The sequence below is a fragment of the Mesorhizobium sp. 131-3-5 genome (assembly GCF_016756575.1).
Taxonomy (GTDB): Bacteria; Pseudomonadota; Alphaproteobacteria; order Rhizobiales; family Rhizobiaceae; genus Mesorhizobium; species Mesorhizobium jarvisii.
Genome location: NZ_AP023254.1, coordinates 1,095,395 through 1,112,647 on the forward strand (window position 1 = coordinate 1,095,395; position 17,253 = coordinate 1,112,647).

The 17,253-nt window shown below is 65.0% G+C and carries 15 protein-coding genes; 5 read left to right on the top strand and 10 right to left on the bottom strand.

Annotated elements, in window-relative coordinates; genetic code table 11:
- Positions 1 to 8: 8 nt before the first annotated feature.
- Both gnd and JG747_RS05325 read right to left on the bottom strand, forming a co-directional pair.
- Positions 9 to 1,025, bottom strand: coding sequence for a phosphogluconate dehydrogenase (NAD(+)-dependent, decarboxylating) (gene gnd / locus JG747_RS05320; RefSeq protein ID WP_019861959.1), 1,017 nt, complete (start codon positions 1,023 to 1,025; stop codon positions 9 to 11).
- 52 nt (positions 1,026 to 1,077) lie between these two features.
- Entirely contained in the window at positions 1,078 to 3,489 is a 2,412-nt protein-coding gene (locus JG747_RS05325) for a glucan 1,4-alpha-glucosidase (protein WP_202361307.1), read from the bottom strand.
- A 209-nt stretch (positions 3,490 to 3,698) separates the two neighbouring features.
- Between JG747_RS05325 and JG747_RS05330 the strand changes: the two genes are divergently transcribed.
- The 5 genes from JG747_RS05330 to JG747_RS05350 all read left to right on the top strand — a co-directional run bounded on the left by JG747_RS05330 (position 3,699) and on the right by JG747_RS05350 (position 10,391).
- On the top strand, positions 3,699 to 4,712 hold the full coding sequence (locus JG747_RS05330) for an ABC transporter substrate-binding protein (protein ID WP_027047529.1): 1,014 nt from the start codon (positions 3,699 to 3,701) through the stop codon (positions 4,710 to 4,712).
- Between the two features lie 49 nt (positions 4,713 to 4,761).
- The gene (locus JG747_RS05335) at positions 4,762 to 6,231 is read left to right on the top strand and encodes a sugar ABC transporter ATP-binding protein (RefSeq protein WP_202361308.1); all 1,470 of its coding nucleotides are present in this window, start codon (positions 4,762 to 4,764) and stop codon (positions 6,229 to 6,231) included.
- 1 nt (position 6,232) lies between these two features.
- Entirely contained in the window at positions 6,233 to 7,213 is a 981-nt protein-coding gene (locus tag JG747_RS05340) for an ABC transporter permease (RefSeq protein WP_019861955.1), read from the top strand.
- Between the two features lie 3 nt (positions 7,214 to 7,216).
- A complete protein-coding gene (locus JG747_RS05345) occupies positions 7,217 to 8,164 on the top strand; it encodes an ABC transporter permease (RefSeq protein WP_019861954.1) in 948 nt (315 codons plus the stop codon).
- Between the two features lie 154 nt (positions 8,165 to 8,318).
- Positions 8,319 to 10,391 carry a 3-hydroxyacyl-CoA dehydrogenase NAD-binding domain-containing protein gene (locus tag JG747_RS05350; protein ID WP_202361309.1) on the top strand — a complete coding sequence of 691 codons (2,073 nt, stop codon included), beginning with the start codon at positions 8,319 to 8,321 and terminating at the stop codon, positions 10,389 to 10,391.
- Between the two features lie 59 nt (positions 10,392 to 10,450).
- Here the strand turns inward: JG747_RS05350 and JG747_RS05355 are convergent, their stop codons facing one another.
- The 8 genes from JG747_RS05355 to JG747_RS05390 form a co-directional block, all read right to left on the bottom strand.
- Positions 10,451 to 11,959 (bottom strand): aldehyde dehydrogenase family protein, encoded by a 1,509-nt coding sequence (locus tag JG747_RS05355; RefSeq protein ID WP_202361310.1) that lies wholly within the window; start codon positions 11,957 to 11,959, stop codon positions 10,451 to 10,453.
- 20 nt (positions 11,960 to 11,979) lie between these two features.
- Positions 11,980 to 12,324 carry a cupin domain-containing protein gene (locus JG747_RS05360; RefSeq protein WP_202361311.1) on the bottom strand — a complete coding sequence of 115 codons (345 nt, stop codon included), beginning with the start codon at positions 12,322 to 12,324 and terminating at the stop codon, positions 11,980 to 11,982.
- A 22-nt stretch (positions 12,325 to 12,346) separates the two neighbouring features.
- Entirely contained in the window at positions 12,347 to 12,688 is a 342-nt protein-coding gene (locus JG747_RS05365) for a cupin domain-containing protein (RefSeq protein WP_202361312.1), read from the bottom strand.
- Between the two features lie 20 nt (positions 12,689 to 12,708).
- Entirely contained in the window at positions 12,709 to 13,059 is a 351-nt protein-coding gene (locus JG747_RS05370) for a cupin domain-containing protein (protein ID WP_202361313.1), read from the bottom strand.
- Positions 13,060 to 13,177: 118 nt separating this feature from the next.
- Complete coding sequence (locus tag JG747_RS05375; RefSeq protein ID WP_202361314.1) at positions 13,178 to 14,452, bottom strand: glycosyltransferase; 1,275 nt, start codon at positions 14,450 to 14,452, stop codon at positions 13,178 to 13,180.
- A gap of 10 nt (positions 14,453 to 14,462) precedes the next feature.
- On the bottom strand, positions 14,463 to 15,536 hold the full coding sequence (locus JG747_RS05380; protein ID WP_038650447.1) for an ABC transporter ATP-binding protein: 1,074 nt from the start codon (positions 15,534 to 15,536) through the stop codon (positions 14,463 to 14,465).
- Positions 15,533 to 16,327 carry an ABC transporter permease gene (locus JG747_RS05385; RefSeq protein ID WP_038650444.1) on the bottom strand — a complete coding sequence of 265 codons (795 nt, stop codon included), beginning with the start codon at positions 16,325 to 16,327 and terminating at the stop codon, positions 15,533 to 15,535. The genes JG747_RS05380 and JG747_RS05385 overlap by 4 nt, the downstream gene beginning before the upstream one ends.
- Entirely contained in the window at positions 16,320 to 17,162 is an 843-nt protein-coding gene (locus tag JG747_RS05390) for an ABC transporter permease (RefSeq protein ID WP_202362230.1), read from the bottom strand. The genes JG747_RS05385 and JG747_RS05390 overlap by 8 nt, the downstream gene beginning before the upstream one ends.
- Positions 17,163 to 17,253: the final 91 nt, after the last annotated feature.

Here is a 17,253-nt window from a genome sequence, read left to right on the forward strand (position 1 = left end):
CTGTGGCGTCACTTGCCGGCCTTCGGCTTTTCGACATGGCCGCCGAAGGCATAGCGCATGGCGGACAACAGCTTGTCGGCAAATTCGGATTCGCCTTGCGAGGAGAAGCGGTCGAACAGCGCCGAGGACAGCACCGGCGCCGGCACGCCGGTGTCGATCGCCGCCTTCAGCGTCCAGCGTCCTTCGCCCGAATCCGAAACGCGGCCGCCGAACTGCGCCAGGCCCGGATCGCCCTTCAGCGCGCCGGCGGTGAGATCGAGCAGCCAGGAGCCGATGACGCTGCCATGCCGCCAGACCTCGGCCACCTGCGGGAGGTCGATGTCGAACTGATAATATTGCGGGTTTTCCAGCGGGCTGGTCTCGGCGTCGGCCGTGCGTTGCCGCTTGCCGGCATTGGCCGACTTCAGGATGTTCATGCCTTCGGCATAGGCGGCCATGACGCCATATTCGATGCCGTTGTGCACCATCTTGACGAAGTGGCCGGCGCCGCTCGGCCCGCAATGCAGATATCCGAAGGGCGCGGTGCCGGCAGCCTTGTCGGGAGCCGGCGCGCCGGCATCGGCGCCGGGCGCCAGCGTGGCGAAGACCGAATCGAGGTGCTGCACCGCCACGTCGGGGCCGCCGATCATCAGGCAGTAGCCGCGCTCGAGGCCCCAGACACCGCCGCTGGTGCCGACATCGACAAGATGGATACCCTTGGTGGTCAGTTTCGCGGCCTGGTCGACGGCGTCGTGATAGTAGGAATTGCCGCCGTCGATGACGATGTCGCCGGGCTCCATCAGGGCTGAGACCTGATCGATGATCTTGCCGGTGATCGCCGCCGGCAGCATCAGCCAGACACAGCGCGGCTTGGCGAGCTTGCCGACGAATTCCGTCAGGGATGCAGCGCCCAGCGCGCCGTCGCTGACCAGGGCGGCGACGCTTGCCGGGTTGATGTCGTAGACGACGCATTCATGGCCGTCGCGCATCAGGCGCCGCACCATGTTGGCGCCCATCCGGCCCAGTCCCATCATTCCGATCTGCATGGTTTCGTCCCGATTGCTTGAGGAGAGAGAAAATCTATCGGCCCGGCCGCTTTTACCACGATGCGTCGATGCCGACGCTGAAGTCGACATTCTCCCAACGCATCGCATCGGGCCAGAAAAAAGTGAAGACGATGGTGCTTCCCGACGTCAATCCGGCAACCGGCAGGTCGGCCAGATGGACGCCAAAAGCGGTTTCCCTGGTCTTGTGGTCCTGGATCGTCAGCCAGTTGTCGCTGCTCCAATGGACGACGCCGGGCGCTGAAAGCTCTACGCGTAAAGCCTTGCCGGCCGGGATGGAGCGGATTTTGTTGTTGAAGCGCCATATCCTGAGCGGCGAGCTTGTCTTGCCCTTGATGTAGCGCTCGACGCCTTGCGGCGGCGTGTCGAAGACCACGCCGTCGCGCAACGAACGCAACAGCTTTATGTGCTCGGCATGCGCCCAGACCAGTGGCATGGCGCTGCCGGACGGTTTGCCCTCCCACAGCTCGCGGCCCGGCACATCCGGGCTGTCCCAGACCTGTTCCGGCAGCAGCCCGCCCATGCCAGCCGAACGCTCGAAGGTCTCCAGAAGCTGCGCGGCTTTCTCCTTGCGGCCGGCGGCAAGCTCGTAATGCGCCCGCTCGCCGGTGAGCAGGGGCCAGGCGCGTCCCCGGCCTGTGCCGTCGAAAGGCGTGCCATCCTCGTGCTCGCCATAGCCGTCATCGGTGTAGCGGTACCAGACCGGGCCTTGCGGCAGATCGCATCGCAAAAGGGTGTCGACGGCCTTGACGGTACCGACGATGCGCGGATCGTCGGCTGCCCTGAGGCCAAAGCGAACCAGGGCCAGGGCGTCGGGGCTGATTATGGCTTCTGCCGGTTTGTCAGTGTCGGCCGGCGGCCGGTTCTTGATCGGCACGAAGCCGTCCTTCGGCGATGCGGCGCCCGCATCGTCCGGTGGCGCGATGCGGACATAGTAGCCTGTGATGCCGGCCTCGATGCAGAGCTGGGTGCCCGTGACGTAGGTCCAGCGTTCGACCTGATCGTTCCAGCAATCAGCGGTTTCGCGCAGGTAGTTTGCCGGCTCACTCTTTCCCAGGATATCCAGCATATCGGCGGCGGCAAGCAGCGCGGCGATCTCGACGGCCAGCGTGAACGGGCTGTACCCGGCGTCTTCCTCCCAGCGGTCCTCGCCGGTGACGGGGCCGTTGCGCACGACATAGGAGGAGGCGGCTTCGATCATGGCCAGGAAATCGGCGAGCCTGGCACGCGGCAGGTGGCCCGCCCGGCGCAATGCGTCGGCCAGCAGCAGCGGAAAGGCGCATTCATCCATCTGGATGCCGGGCCAATAGGCGGTGCCGTCCGACCAGACATTCTGCGGCCAGTGACCGTCCGGTTGCTGAATCGAGTGCAGATAGGTCAGGATCTGCAGCGCCTGCTTGCCGTCGCCGGCGGCGAGGAAACCGCCAGCGGTCTCGACCAGGTCGCGCGGCCAGACCAGATGGTAGCCGCCGAGATCGTCGTCGCCCTTGTTGAAGCCCCATGGGATCGACAGGCTGGCAACAGCGGCGCCGGGTCTCGCGACCGAGAGATGCGAGGCCAGAACCGCTGTGCTCACACGATAGGTGTTCAGCCCGGAGGCAGTGTGGCGGTCGAGCTTCTCAAGCCTGGTCTGAAATGTCCGCCAGTTTTCGACATAGGTTTCGGCGGCGGCGTCGAAACCCTGCTTGAGACTGGCCAGCGCCACGTCGGCGGCGGCTTCCGGCGTCGCGCCGAAGCCAAGCGCCAGCAAGGCCGTGGTCTTGCCGGCGGAAAAGCCGATCTCGCCGGTCAGAGCGACATTGCCGTCTTCCGCCCGCTGGCAGGAGGGATCGAGCGCACCGCCGTTCTGCAATTGCTGCCATCCGTCGGAGAAACCGACATAGCCGGCCGAACAGGTATTCCAGGGCAGTGAGGAGACCAGCGCAAGGGATACGCCGCGCCCCGTGGCGAAGAGCATGCGCTGGCCCATGTGTTCGCCGACCCAGGCAGTGTTGCCCATGCCGGCGTTGACGAGGTGCGGCGCAAGCAGCGCGTAGATCTTGTAGTCGGCCGCCGAATGTTTCAGCGGTACGAATGCAATCTCTTGCAGCAGGACAGGCCGTTTCGGATCCGTAATGATGCGCTTTTCGATACGGTAGGCGCCGTCTGCCGCAGTGTTGGTCAGCCTGTAGCCGGGTACGCCGTCCTCGAAAGGCGCTACTGCGTGCGCGGCGTCGCGCTTCTCTTCCGAGAAATAGCCACCGGGGCCGGTGACGATCAGCTCCATGTCGCGCGTGCAGGCGCTGTCGAGACGCGGATAGTACATCTCGTTCAAGATGCCGTGGCTGATGGTGAACCAGAGCGGGCTCTTGGCTGAAAACGCGGTGCCGACGCCGCTCTTGGCGCTCGACGTCCAGCGCGCCGGAATGCCCGGTGCGCCCGGGGGAACGATCGGCGTCACTGCCATCTCTGTTTGGCCTCCTGTGCGCATGGCTTACCGATCCAGCCAGACCATTTCAATTGGCGCACCGCAAGTTGATCGGCGGGCTTTGCGGATTGCAGTTGACAGGCTGCCGCGCCATCTGCATTTGTCTGACAATCGATAAAAAACAGGAACACAGGCTCGATTTTTCATCTAGAATCCGCACGACCAGCAACTCTTGGGAGGAGTATGACATGAAGAAACTGTTAGCCTTGAGCGCTCTTGCCGCGATGCTCGCATCGGGGACGGCGCTTGCCGATACCAGCGGCAAAAAGATCGCATTCTCCAACAATTACGCCGGCAATTCGTGGCGGCAGGCGATGCTCGACAGCTACGGCATCGTCACCAAGAAGGCGGTCGCCGACAAGATCGTCGGCGCGGCCGACATCTTCACCACCGCCGACAAGGAAGTGCCGACGCAGGCGGCCCAGGTGCAGAACCTGATCCTGCAGGGCTATGACGCCATCGTCATCAACGCCGCCTCGCCGGACGCGCTCAACGGCGCCATCAAGCAGGCCTGCGATGCCGGTATCACCGTCGTCTCCTTTGACGGCACCGTCACGGAGCCCTGCGCCTATCGCGTCGTCGTCGACTTCAAGGACATGGGCAAGCAGGAAGTCGAGCAAATGGCCAAGTTCCAGCCCAAGGGCGGGAACCTGTTGGAAATCCGTGGCCTGGCCGGCACCTCGATCGACGATGCCATCCATGCCGGCATCCTCGAAGGCGTTGCCGCCCATCCCGAGTTCAAGATTGTCGGTTCGGTGACCGGCGACTGGGACCAGACCACGGCGCAGAAGGCGGTCGCGACCATCCTGCCGTCGCTGCCTGACGTCGTCGGCATCGTCGACCAGGGTGGTGACGGCTATGGCGCCGCACAGGCTTTCGCCGCCGCCGGCAAGCCGCGCCCGACCATCATCATGGGCAACCGGCAGGACGAGCTGAAGTGGTGGAAGGAACAGAAGGACAAGGACGGCTACAAGACCTGGTCGGCTTCGATCGCGCCTGGCGTGTCGTCGCTCGCCTTCTGGGTGGCGCAGCAGGTGCTCGATGGCCGCAAGGATATTCCGCACGACCTGCTGGTGCCGTATCTGGCCTTCACCCAGGACGACTTCGAGGCAGCCCTGCCGAAGATCAAGGAAGGCGGCGTCGCCACCCACGAATACACGCAGGAAGACGCCCTCGCGGCGATCAAGGCCAACATCAAGTGAATGTCGCGCTTGCGTTGCCCTTCGTACCATCGCGCGGATAGTGTTGAGCATGCCTGAAGGGAACGCTGACATCATCAGACTGAACGGCGCCGAAAAACATTTCGGCGCCGTTCGCGCGCTGGGCGGCGTGGACTTCCATGTCCGGCCCGGCGAATGCGTCGGCCTGGTCGGCCACAATGGCGCCGGCAAATCGACGCTGATGCACATGGTGGCGGGCACGCTCACACCCGACAGCGGCAAGATCGGCGTGCATGGCGGCGTCGAGGACAACTACTCGGTGTCGCGGGCGCAAAAGCTCGGCATACGTTGCGTGTTCCAGGAACTGTCGCTGTGCCCCAATCTCAGCGTCGCCGAAAACACGCGCATCAACCATGCCTCGCTCTCGGGCCTCGGCTGGCGGCGCAAGGCGGCCGCGCTGATCACCGCCAAGCTTGACGAGATCTTTCCGGATCATGGCATTTCGGCCTGGGACATCGTCGGCGACCTGTCGATCGGCCGGCGCCAGATGGTCGAGGTGGCGCGCGCCTTCACGGTGACGCAGGATCGGCTCGACCTCGTCATCCTCGACGAGCCGACCTCGTCGCTCGACGCGCATACTGCGGGGCAACTTCTGGCCTTCGTGCGCCGTTTTATTGCCAGCGGCAAAAGCTGCATCCTGATCTCGCATGTGCTGGGCGAGGTGCTCAGGAATGCCGACCGCATCGTGGTGATGCGCGACGGCAAGGTGGTGGTCGCCGATGCGGCGAATGCCTTCGACCGCGACCGGCTGGTGACGGCGATGGGCGGGGCCGAGGCGCGCCAGAAGATCGCCGCTGAAATTGCCGCTGCCAAGCCGGCTGACGGTCCGTTGCGGGTGCGTGCGCGTCCCGCCGCGCAGAAGGACGGCGCCGACCTTGTCGCCCGCGCCGGCGAGATCATCGGCCTTGCCGGGCTGGCGGGACACGGCCAAACCGACCTGTTGCTGGCGATTTTCGCTGCTGCTTCCCGCGCCAGAACCGGCATCGAAGTGACCGAGCCGGTAGCGCTGGTCGCCGGCGACCGCCAGTCGGATGGGATTTTCCCGCAATGGTCGATTGCCGAGAACATCGGCATCCGCTCGCTGGCGCGGTTGCGCAACGGGCTGCTGATTTCGCCGCGGCGCGAGGCCGAGTTGGCCCAGTTCTGGCAGAAGAAGATCGGCATCCGCACGCCCGACATGAACAACAACATCTTCTCGCTGTCGGGCGGCAACCAGCAGAAGGCGCTGTTTGCCCGCGCGCTCGGCTCGGATGCCCAGATCGTGCTGATGGACGATCCGATGCGCGGCGTCGATATCGGCACCAAGCTGGAAGTCTACGACCTGGTGCGCGAGGAGGCGGGCCGCGGCCGCACCTTCCTCTGGTACACCACGGAAACCGAGGAACTCGACAATTGCGACCATGTCTATGTCTTCAAGAACGGCCGCATCGTCGCCAATCTGGGTCGCGACGAATTGACCGAAGAGAAGATTATCCAGTCCTCCTTCGGCAACGCGGCCTGAGATGACCGCCGCCAGCCTCGACGCCACCGCCAGGAGCTCCGCCGAGCGTGGTGCGCTGGCCCGTGCCCGCCTGCTGCGCGGGCTGCTGCCGGCGCTGTCGCTGGCATTGGTGCTCGCCGCCATCGCCTGGCTCAACCCGCGCGCCATCAGCTATTTCGGCTTCAGCCTGATGCTGAACCTGGCGATCCCGATCGCGCTGGCGACGATCGCGCAGATGTTCGTCATTTCAGGCAATGAGCTCGACCTGTCGATCGGCACCTTCGTCGGTTTCGTCGGCTGCGTCACCGCGACCTGGCTGAAGGACGCGCCGCTTATCGGCGTTGCCATCCTGCTTGGCTCGATCGGCGTCTATGCGCTGCTCGGCGCGCTGATCCATCTGCGCAATCTGCCGTCGATCGTGGTGACGCTCGGCATGAGTTTCGTCTGGCAGGGGCTGGCCATCCTCGTCCTGCCCAAGCCCGGCGGCAAGGCGCCGGACTGGCTGCTGGCGATCATGTCCTTCAAGCCGCCTCTTATCCCCTTCCCGATCATCGCGGCGCTGCTAATCGGCCTCGTCGTCCATTTCGGCCTGATGCGCACCTCCTATGGCGTGATCCTGCGCGGCTCCGGCGGCAATCCGGCCGCGCTCAAGCGCGCAGGCTGGTCGCTGCTCAGAACCAAGATCGTGCTGTTTGCGCTGGCCGGCCTGTTCGGCGTGCTGTCCGGCATGGCGCTGATCGGCATCACCACCTCGGCCGACGCCAATATCGGCAATGGCTACACGCTGCTTTCGATCGCCGGCGTCATCCTCGGCGGCGGCGAATTCGTCGGTGGCCGGGTGTCGCCGATCGGCGCGGTGATCGGCGCGCTGACGCTGGCGCTGGCCGCTTCGCCGCTGCTCACCTTCATGCACATTCCGCCGGACTGGCAGGTGGCCGCCAACGGCGCCATCCTGATCATCGTGCTGGCGGCGCGGGTGCTGATCAGCCGCAGGGAGAGGTGAGCGATGATTTTGGTTAGATCGCTGGCCGGCAAACCCTGGGTATGGTCGTTCCTCGGCGCGCTTGTCGTGTGGCTGGCGACGATCGCCTTCACCGGCGGCTATGGCGCCGGCGGCATGGTCACGGCGGCGTTGTCACTTGCCGTCTTCACGGTGATCGTCGGCGTCGGCCAGATGTTCGTCATCACGCTCGGCCCCGGCAATGTCGACCTGTCGCTGCCGGCCAACATCGGCTTGGCCAGCGCGGTCGCCATGAAGGTGATGGCCGGCAGCGATTCCATGATCGTCGTCGGGCTGCTGGCGGCGCTCGCCTGCGGCGCGGCGATCGGCGCGATCAACTATCTGCTGATCTGGGCGCTGCGCATTCCGCCGATCATCGCCACCTTGTCGGCGAGCTTCATCATCCAGTCGATCGACATCAGCTACGGGCGTGGGCTGCAGATCAAGCCACCGCCTGGCTTTGCCGATTTCACCAACTGGCAGGTGCTGGGTATTCCCGTGCTGGCGGTGCTGACCGTGCTGTTCACCATCGGCGCGGCCATCGCCTTGCAGCGCATGATCTATGGCCGCTCGGTGCTGGCGATCGGTCAGAACATCCGCGCCGCCTGGCTCGCCGGCGTCAATGTCGGCCGCATCCGCTTCCTCACCTACACGCTGTCGGGCGCGCTCGGCGGCATCGACGGCGCCCTGCTCGCCGGCTATTTCAGGGGCGCTAATGTCGATATCGGCAATGAATATCTGCTCGCCTCGATCGCCGTCGTCGTCATCGGCGGCACGTCGGTCGCCGGCGGCAAGGCCAATGTCCCCGGCGTCTGGGGCGCCGCGCTGTTTCTGGTGCTGCTCTTGACCATGCTCAACACGTTCGGCGTCAGCGCCGGCGTGCGGCTGCTGCTGACCGGGCTGATCATCGTCGGGGTGATCACGGCGGCGGGTGGGGAGAAGGCGGTGCGGTGATCGCCGTCTCCAAGCGTCTGGCGAGCATCGACCGCGACCTCCGGGGCAGCCCGTCGCGCCGCCAATCGTTGGGCCAGCCCAACAGCGGGTTCCCATTCGCGGCGCGGCCTAGTAAACCCTTCCGCGATCTCAGTCGGTCCCGGGAGGGCTCTGCTTGTCCAATTCTGTCAGCGTCGTGAACGACAATGGCGTCGCCATCGTCACCATCGACAACCCGCCGGTCAACGCGCTGAGTTTCCATGTCCGCGAGCCGCTGATGCAGGCGCTGGTCGACTTGCGCGACGATGCTTCGGTCACGGCAATAGTCATCGCCTGCGCCGGACGGACCTTTGTCGCCGGCGCCGACATCACCGAATTCGGCAAGCCGGTGCAGCAGCCCGATCTGCGCGCCATCGTCGCGATGCTGGAAACCATCGCCAAACCGACGGTCGCCGCCATCCACGGCACCGCGCTCGGCGGCGGGCTGGAACTGGCGCTCGGCTGTCATTTTCGCGTTGCCGATATCGACGCCAAGCTCGGCCTGCCGGAAGTGAAACTTGGCCTGCTGCCGGGCGGCGGCGGCACGGTGCGGCTGCCGCGCCTGGTCGGCGCGGTGAAGGCTCTGAAGATGATTGTCTCGGGTTCGCCGGTCGGTGCCGACGAGGCGCATGAAGCCGGTCTCGTCGATGCCGTTTTCGAGGGCGATCTGGTCACGCATGCCACGAACTTCGCAGGGGAAATCGCCCGCAAGGGTGGTCCGTTCACGCCTGTGCGCGATCGCAATGACGGGCTTGGGGAAACCGACCTCGCGGCTTTCGATGCCGAGGCGGCGGAACTCGCCAAAAAGGCGCGCGGGCTGGAAGCGCCGGTCGCCTGTGCGCAAGCGGTGCGCAACGCCGTTACACTACCCTTCGACGAGGCGCTGGCGGCGGAGCGCGCGCTGTTCGTGAAACTGGTCGCCAGTGACCAGTCGCGGGCGCAGCGCCATCTGTTCTTCGCCGAACGTGAGGCGGCAAAGCTTCCCGGCAAGGACACGCCCAAGCGCAGGATCACCCGCGTCGGCGTCATCGGCGCCGGCACGATGGGCGGCGGCATCGCCATGGCCTTCGCTAATGGCGGCTTTCCGGTCACCTTGCTGGAAACCAGCGTGGAAGCGCTGCAGCGCGGGCTGGGCATGATCGAGAAGAACTACGCCGTTTCCGTTTCGCGCGGTTCCCTGGCCGAAGACGCCAAGCGTCAACGGCTCGCCCAGTTCAAGGGCTCGACCGACTATGCCGATCTCGCCGAGTGTGACCTCATCATCGAGGCGGTGTTCGAGGACATGGCGGTGAAGAAGGAGGTCTTCGGCAAGCTGGATGCCATCGCCAAGCCGGGCGCCATCCTTGCCACTAACACTTCCTATCTCGACATCAATGAAATCGCCGGCTCGATCTCGCGGCCACAGGATGTGCTCGGCCTGCATTTCTTCTCGCCGGCCAATGTCATGAAGCTGCTGGAGATCGTGCGGGCAGACAAGACCGCGCCGGATGCGCTGGCGACGGTGGTCGACCTCGCGCGGCGGATCGGCAAGGTGGCGGTCGTCGTCGGCGTCTGCCACGGCTTTGTCGGCAACCGCATGCTGGCGGCGCGTGGTTCGGAATCGGAAGCGCTGCTGCTCGAGGGCGCGACACCCAGCCAGATCGACAAGGCCTTCACCGATTTCGGCTGGCCGATGGGGCCGTTCCAGATGGGCGATCTCGCCGGGCTCGACATTGGCTGGCGCAACCGCAAGGCGCGCGGCCTGACGGCCGTGATCGCCGATACGCTGTGCGAACAGGGGCGTTTCGGGCAGAAGACCGGCCGGGGTTTCTACCTCTACGAGGCCGGCGCCCGGGCAGGCGTTCCAGATCCAGAGGTCGAGGCGCTGATCCGTGAAAAGGCCGCCGAGCGTGGCATCGTGCCGCGTGCGATCAGTGCGGACGAGATCATCGAGCGCACGCTCTACCCCCTGGTCAATGAGGGGGCGAAGATCCTCGAGGAGAAGATCGCTGCCCGTGCCTCCGACATCGATGTCGTCTGGGCCAATGGCTACGGTTTTCCCATCGGCAAGGGTGGCCCGATGTTCTGGGCCGGTCTCGAAGGGGCGTCCAGGATCGTCGAACGGCTCGACCACTGGCATCAGCGGACCGGCAAGCAGGTTTTCGAGGTGGCTCCGCTGCTCAGGCAAATGGCCGAGACCGGTTCCTGGGAGTCCGACGCTACAGCCTGACCAGATGACCGCCGAAGGCGGCGGCGATCATCGAGCCGCGCGGTGTCGCCGCCATGCCCTCACACGTGCTTGCGTCCGCCGGTCTCGCGGAACCAGCTGTCGGGATAGGGATACCACCAGTCCTGGATCGCCGGTCTGTGGTCGATGATGACCATCTTGGAACGGCGGAAGGCATCGAGCCCCTGCCGTCCCAGTTCGCGGCCGAGACCTGACGCCTTCCAGCCGCCGAAGGGCAGGGCGTCATTGTCGATCAGCGGATTGTTGACCCAGACCATGCCGGCCTCCAGCCGTTCGGCCGCCTCATGCGCTTCGGCGAGATCGGTGGTGAACACCGAGGCGCCGAGCCCGAACGGGCTGTCATTGGCAAGCCGGATCGCCTCATCGAAATCCTTCACGCGGCAGATGGCGGCGACCGGCCCAAAACACTCTTCGCGCACGATCGCCATGTCGGGGGTGACGCCGGTCAGGATCGTCGGTTCGTAGAACCAGCCGGTGTTGTGCGCCGGCGGGATGCGCCCGCCGGTAATTGCTTTGGCGCCGCTGAGAATGGCGTCATCGACAAGACGCATGACCTTGGCCCGAGCCGCTTCGCTGACCAGCGGACCAATCTCGGTCTTGTCCATGCCGTTGCCGATGCGCAGCGCGCGTGTCCTGTCGGCGAACAGGTCGACGAAGCGGTCATGCACGGCATCGACGACGAAGAAGCGCTCGGCCGAGGTGCAGACCTGGCCGGTGAGGTGGAAGGCTGCGGTGACGCTGCCGGCCGCGGCGACCTCCAGCGGCGCGTGTTTGCTAATGATCAGCGGATCGCTGCCGCCGGCCTCGATGACGCAAGGCTTCATGCGTTCGGCGCAGGCAACCGCCACCGCCTTGCCGGCGGCGACCGAGCCGGTGAAGGCGACGGCATGGGTGCGGTCCGAAGTGATCAGCGCCTGCGCCGTTGCCGCGCCGCCGGGCAGGCAAGAGACCAGGCCTTCCGGTAGCGAGTGGAACACCGCCATGTAGTCCAGGGTCGACAGCGTCGTCGCCTCGGCAGGCTTGACGATGCAGGCATTGCCCGCGGCAAGCGATGCCGCGACGGTCCAGCACATCAGCAGGATCGGGAAGTTGTAAGGCATGATGTGGACGGAAACGCCATAGGGCTCGTAGCAGGCATACTGGAACGAGCCGGCCTGTGTCGTGCCGGCGATCTTGCCAGCGTCGTCGCGCGCCATCTCGGCATAGTAGCGGAAGATCGGCGCGCAATTGGCGATCTCGCCGATCGCTTCCGGATAGGGCTTGCCCATCTCCCGCACCATCAGCTCGGCGCAACGGGTGAAGTCGGCGGCCTCGATGGCATTGGCGACGGCATGCAGATGTTTCGCCCGGCTCTTGGCATCGAGCCTTTTCCAGGCGACTTGCGCCCTGGTCGCGGCGGTGAGCGCGGCGTCGATCTCGCCCTCGCTGGCCGTGGCGACGGCGCCGACCGTCTGCAGCGTGGCCGGGTCGATCACTGCCTTGTTTGCACCGGCCATCGGCCGGTAGTCCGGATTGACGAAGTAGGTCGGCCGGTCGGGGGAGAAGGGCATGGACATCCTCTCGAATCCGCTCAGCGGATCATGTAGACCTTCTTGATGGTCTCGTGGACGATGCAGACGCCTTTCCAGTCCTGCGGAAAGAAAGCCGCCGTGTCCGGCTCGATTTCGATCACTTCGCCCGATTCGTGCACATAGGTGCAGCGGCCTTCGAGGAAGTGGCAGAACTCGTCGCGGCTGACGTGGCAGTGCCATTTGCCCGGCGTGCAGACCCATAGGCCGCATTCGGAACGGCCTTCCGGTCCCTTGTGGAGCAGCTTGCCCGAGGTGTGGGACTGCCCCTCGATCATCGTCGGGATGACGCCCCAGTCGATGAGGTCGGTGACGGCGAGCGGCGATTGCAGGATTGGCGTGGTCATATCGAATTCCTTGAAATGATGCTCACCGGCACATGAAGGCCTTGGTCAGCGTTTGCGTGATGATGGAGATGCCGGTCCAGCCGGCAGGAAAGAACACCAGCGTGCCGGCCGTGACCGGAATCTGTTCGCCATTCTCGTGGACATAGCTGCCGTGCCCCGACAGGAAATGGCAGAACTCGTCGGCGGCGAAGGTGACCTTGCGGGTGCCCGGCGTGCACGACCACAGGCCGCATTCGCTCGACCCGTCCGGGTTCCGCGACAGGATCTTGCCGGAAGCGCGCGGCGCGCCGGCAAGCGTGTTGCTGCCCGCGCCCCAATCTTCCAGTTCCACGGCCGAAGCCTTGGGCCAATGCGGTGTCGACATGTGATCTAGCTCCGTTGCTCTCAGGCCAGCATGTAGACGTTGCGCATGGTCTCGTGCACCGCGCACTCGCCCGTCCAGCCGGCGGGGAACATGACCACGGTCCCAGCCGATACTTCTATCACTTCGCCGACATCCGAGCGGTAGGTCGCACGGCCGGCGACGAAATGGCACAATTCGTCGCGCGGGATCGAGAGCCGCCAGCGGCCCGGCGTGCACACCCAGATGCCGGATTCCGGCTGGTTGTTCGGACCCTTGTGCACCAGCCTGCCGGTGGAGTGCGAGGCGCCGTCCAATGCGTCGGGCTGGGCGCCCCAGTCGACGAGATCGGTGCGGGTGGAGGCTTGATAGAGGTGCGGCGCGGAGGAGGTCATGGACGTGCTCCGATGGCGGGATGCCTAATGTCGACATGTTGCGCCCAGGCACCCCCCTCTGGCCTGCCGGCCATCTCCCCCGCAAGGGGGGAGATCAGATGCATCTCAAACATCGTGCTCACAGCAGCGCCTCCAGCAAGCCGGCAGCCTTTTCCGGCCCGTTCTGCGCATGCATCTGCGCCGAGGTCCTCGCCAGCTTGGCCTTCATCCTGGGATCGGTCAGGCAGGCCTCGATCTTCGCGACCAGCTCGGCGTCGTTCCAGTCATAGCGCGGCATGCCGAAGCCGTGGCCGGTTTCCTCGACGCGGGTGGCGTTGTCGTGGCCATCCCAGACATAGGGCATGATGATGGCCGGTTTGCCGAAAAAGAGGCACTCGGTGAACGAGTTGTTGCCGCCATGGTGGATGACGGCATCGACCTGCGGGATGACCGAAGGCTGCGGAAACCAGCTCTCGACGATGACGTTGCCGGGCACGTCCTTATATTGGTCCTTGTAGCCGCCGACATTGACCAGCGCGCGGTAGCGCGTCTTGCCCAGCGTGGCGATGATGCGCTTCAAGAGTTCGACATCGCCGGCGCCAAGGCTGCCGAAGGAGACATAGAGCAGCGGCCCGTCATTATTCTCACCGAAGGTCGGCACGGCGTAAGGTTTCTCCTGCCGCACGCAGCCTTCGAGATACTGGAATTGTCGGGGGTCGAGCGGATGACGGCGCTTGAATTTCGCCGCTTCGGGATAGAGCAGCAAATTGAGATATGGCGAGGACTCGAAGAATTGGCCGACCGGGTAGGCCGCCTCGTTGTTGGCCTTCAGGAAGGCATTGAAGTCGTCATGGATCGGCTTGATCACCGCGTTGAAGTGATCGCGATAGCGCTGGTGGCCGGCATGGTCGTTCTCGCCGCAACCGGAGAGATGCGGCGGGATGTCCTCGTCCTCGATCTCGTTTTCCGAGCAGGAGATGACGCGCACCCAAGGCTTGCCGAACTGTTTGATCGCCGGGAACAGGATGACGTTGTCGACGCAGATGACGTCCGGCTTGATGGCGGCCAGCACGCGCGGCAGATCCTTCTGCGCCCATTTGGCGCTGTCGACGATCGCCGTCCAGCAATCCTTCACATAGTTGTCGACCTGGTCGTAGGGCGATTTGCGGAAATTCGGGATGTGGCCGTTGATGAAATCCTCCCAGAATTTCGCCATCTGCTCGGGCGGCATCGGTTCGGACAGGTTCACCGTATGCGCCTCGAAGCCGTAGCCCCTGTAAACCTCGACAAAGCCGGGGTCGGACAGGAACACGGCCTTGTGGCCACGCGCCTCGACGGCTTGCGCGATGCCGACGGAATTGAGCGCCGGGCCGTAGGCGGCTTCCGGAAAAAAGGCGATCGTCTTCTGCGCCATCAAGCTTCTCCTATTCTGCGAAAATTCTGACATCGGCGGCGTCCCAGCCGAGTTCGACCTGGTCGCCGGATGCGACAGGCCTGCGGTCAGCCGCATCCGCGGTGACGCGCACCAGGAACGGTTTTGGCGACAGCGGCGTGCGGATATGCAGCTGCAGGTCGAGCCCGTGATAGGCCAGCGCCTCGACCGTGCCGGTCGTACGGTTAGCGGTCTCGGCTGACGGGAACAATCGGATGCGCTCGGGCCGCACCGAGGCAACCGCCGATGCGCCCGGGGTGAGCGCTGCAGGGACCTTGCCAGCTATGCGCGCACCGTTCGCGGCGACCACGCCATCGGCTGAGGTCTTGCCCGGGATAAAATTCATCACGCCGATGAAGTCGGCGACGAAACGGTCGGCGGGATGCTCGTAGATCGCGTGCGGCGTGTCGCATTGCAGCAGCCTGCCGTCTTTCAGCACCGCCATGCGATCGGCCATGACAAGCGATTCTTCCTGGTCATGGGTGACGATGACGAAGGTGATGCCGACCTCGTGCTGCAGGCGCTTCAATTCCAGTTGCATGGCGCCGCGCAGCTTCTTGTCGAGCGCGCCGAGCGGCTCGTCGAGCAGCAGCAGCCGGGGCCGCTTGACCAGGGCGCGGGCGAGCGCGACGCGCTGCTTCTGGCCGCCCGACAATTGCTCCGGCTTGCGGTCGGCGAAGGGGACGAGCTCGGTGGTCGCCAGGATGGCGTCGACGCGGGACCGGATCTCTTTCGCCGGCAAGCGCTCCATCTCCAGCCCATAGGAGACGTTGGCGCGCACGCTCATATGCGGGAACAACGCGTAAGACTGGAACATCAGGTTGACCGGCCGCTTGTTGGGCGGGGTCCTGGCGATGTCCTTGCCGTCGAGCAGGATGCGGCCGTCGCTCGGCATCTCGAAACCGGCCAGCATGCGCAAGAGCGTGGTCTTGCCGCAGCCCGATGGGCCGAGCAGCGCGAAGAACTCGTTCTCGCGGATGTCGAGCGAGATGCCGTCGACGGCGGTGACCCGGCCGAAATTCTTCGACACATGGTCGATGGCCAGCAGCGTGCGCGGTTCGCTCATTGGCCGATGATTCCTCGATTGAGCCGCTGCGACAGGGTCAGCGCGGTGATGCTTACGGCCATGACGATGGTCGCCAGCGCGTTGATCTCAGGCGTGATGCCGAAGCGGATCATGGCGTAGATCTGCATCGGCAGCGTGGTCGAGGCGCGGCCGGCGCCGGCGGTGAAGAAGGCGATGATGAACTCGTCGACCGACAGGGTGAAGGCAAGCAGCGCGCCGGCGATCACCGCCGGCGCGATGACCGGCAAGGTCACGCGCCGGAAGGTGGTGAGCGCGGAGGCGCCGAGGTCGGCGGATGCCTCGACGATCGACCAGTCGAAGCTCTTCAGCCGGGCGCGCACCACCGAGCAGACGAAGGCAAGGTTGAAGACGACATGGGCGAGGATGATGGTGTGCAGGCCCATGGTCAAATTGAGCATGGAAAAGAACGACAGCAGTGCAATCGCCAGCACGATGTCGGGGATGATCATCGGCGCAAAGATCAGGGCTTCCAGCCCCTTGCCATATTGCCGGCGCATCTCGACGCCGATCGCCAGCAGCGTGCCGAGCAAGGTGGCGATGGCTGTCGAGACCAGCGCCACGATCAGCGTGTTGAGCGCGGCGGACAGGATCGCGGAATTGTTGGCTAGCGAGGCATACCATTTCAGCGAGAAGCCGGACCATGCGGTCGGCAACCCGCCTTCGTTGAAGGAGAGCGCCACCAGTACGGCGATCGGGATGTAGAGGAAGGCGAAGACGAGGCTCAGCACAAGCCACAGCGTACGCCGCGTCACAGGGGAACGCTCAGCCATCGGCGTCACCTTTGGTCTGCGCTGCCCGCCCCGAGGCGCGGTCGGCGGCGAGCGCCTGGACCATCAGCACCAAAAGCATGATGGCGATCAGCGCCATGGCGAGGGCAGCGCCGAAGGGCCAGTCATTGGCGGTGAGGAACTGGTCGTAGACGAGATTGCCGATCATCTGGAAACGGCCGCCGCCGAGCAGGGCCGGGGTGACGAAATTGCCGATAGACAGCACGAAGACGAAGACCGCGCCGGCGGCGATGCCGGGCACAGTCAGCGGCAGGATGACACGGCGGAATGTGGTGGCGGCCGAAGCGCCGAGGTCGCGCGAGGCTTCGGCGAGTTCGGGGTTGAGCCGCGACAGCGGTGCGTAGCAGGCGAGGATGACGAAGGGCAGATAATTGTAGACGAGGCCGGCGATGACCGCGCCTTCGGTATAGAGCATCGATGGCGGTTCGCCGGTATAGCCCAACCAGCGCAGGAGCTGGGTGATCAGGCCTTCGCGGTTGAGCAGCACGATCCAGGCATAGGTGCGGATCAAATAGTTGGACCAGAACGGCAGCACGGCGAAGAACAGGAACACAGGCTGCCAGCGGCGCGGGGCAGCGGAGATGGCGTAGGCGGCGGCATAGCCGATCACCACCGCGATCAGCGTGGCAGTGCCGGCGATGCGCGCTGACTTCAGGAAAATGCCGGCATAGAGCGGGTCGAAGACCAGCCTGAAATTCTCCAGCGTGAAGGTGTAGTCGATGCCGCCATAGATGCCGCGCCGGAAGAAGGCGAGCGCCAGCACCAGCGCGCACGGCACCACCATCAGCACGGTCAGCCAGACCAGCGCCGGGGCCATCAGCAGGGAGGAGCGAAGTCGGGTCTGGGACAATTTAAGCTACCGCTCAGGGCCGGCAGCCAAAGCACTGCCGGCCGTGATATCCGTGCCG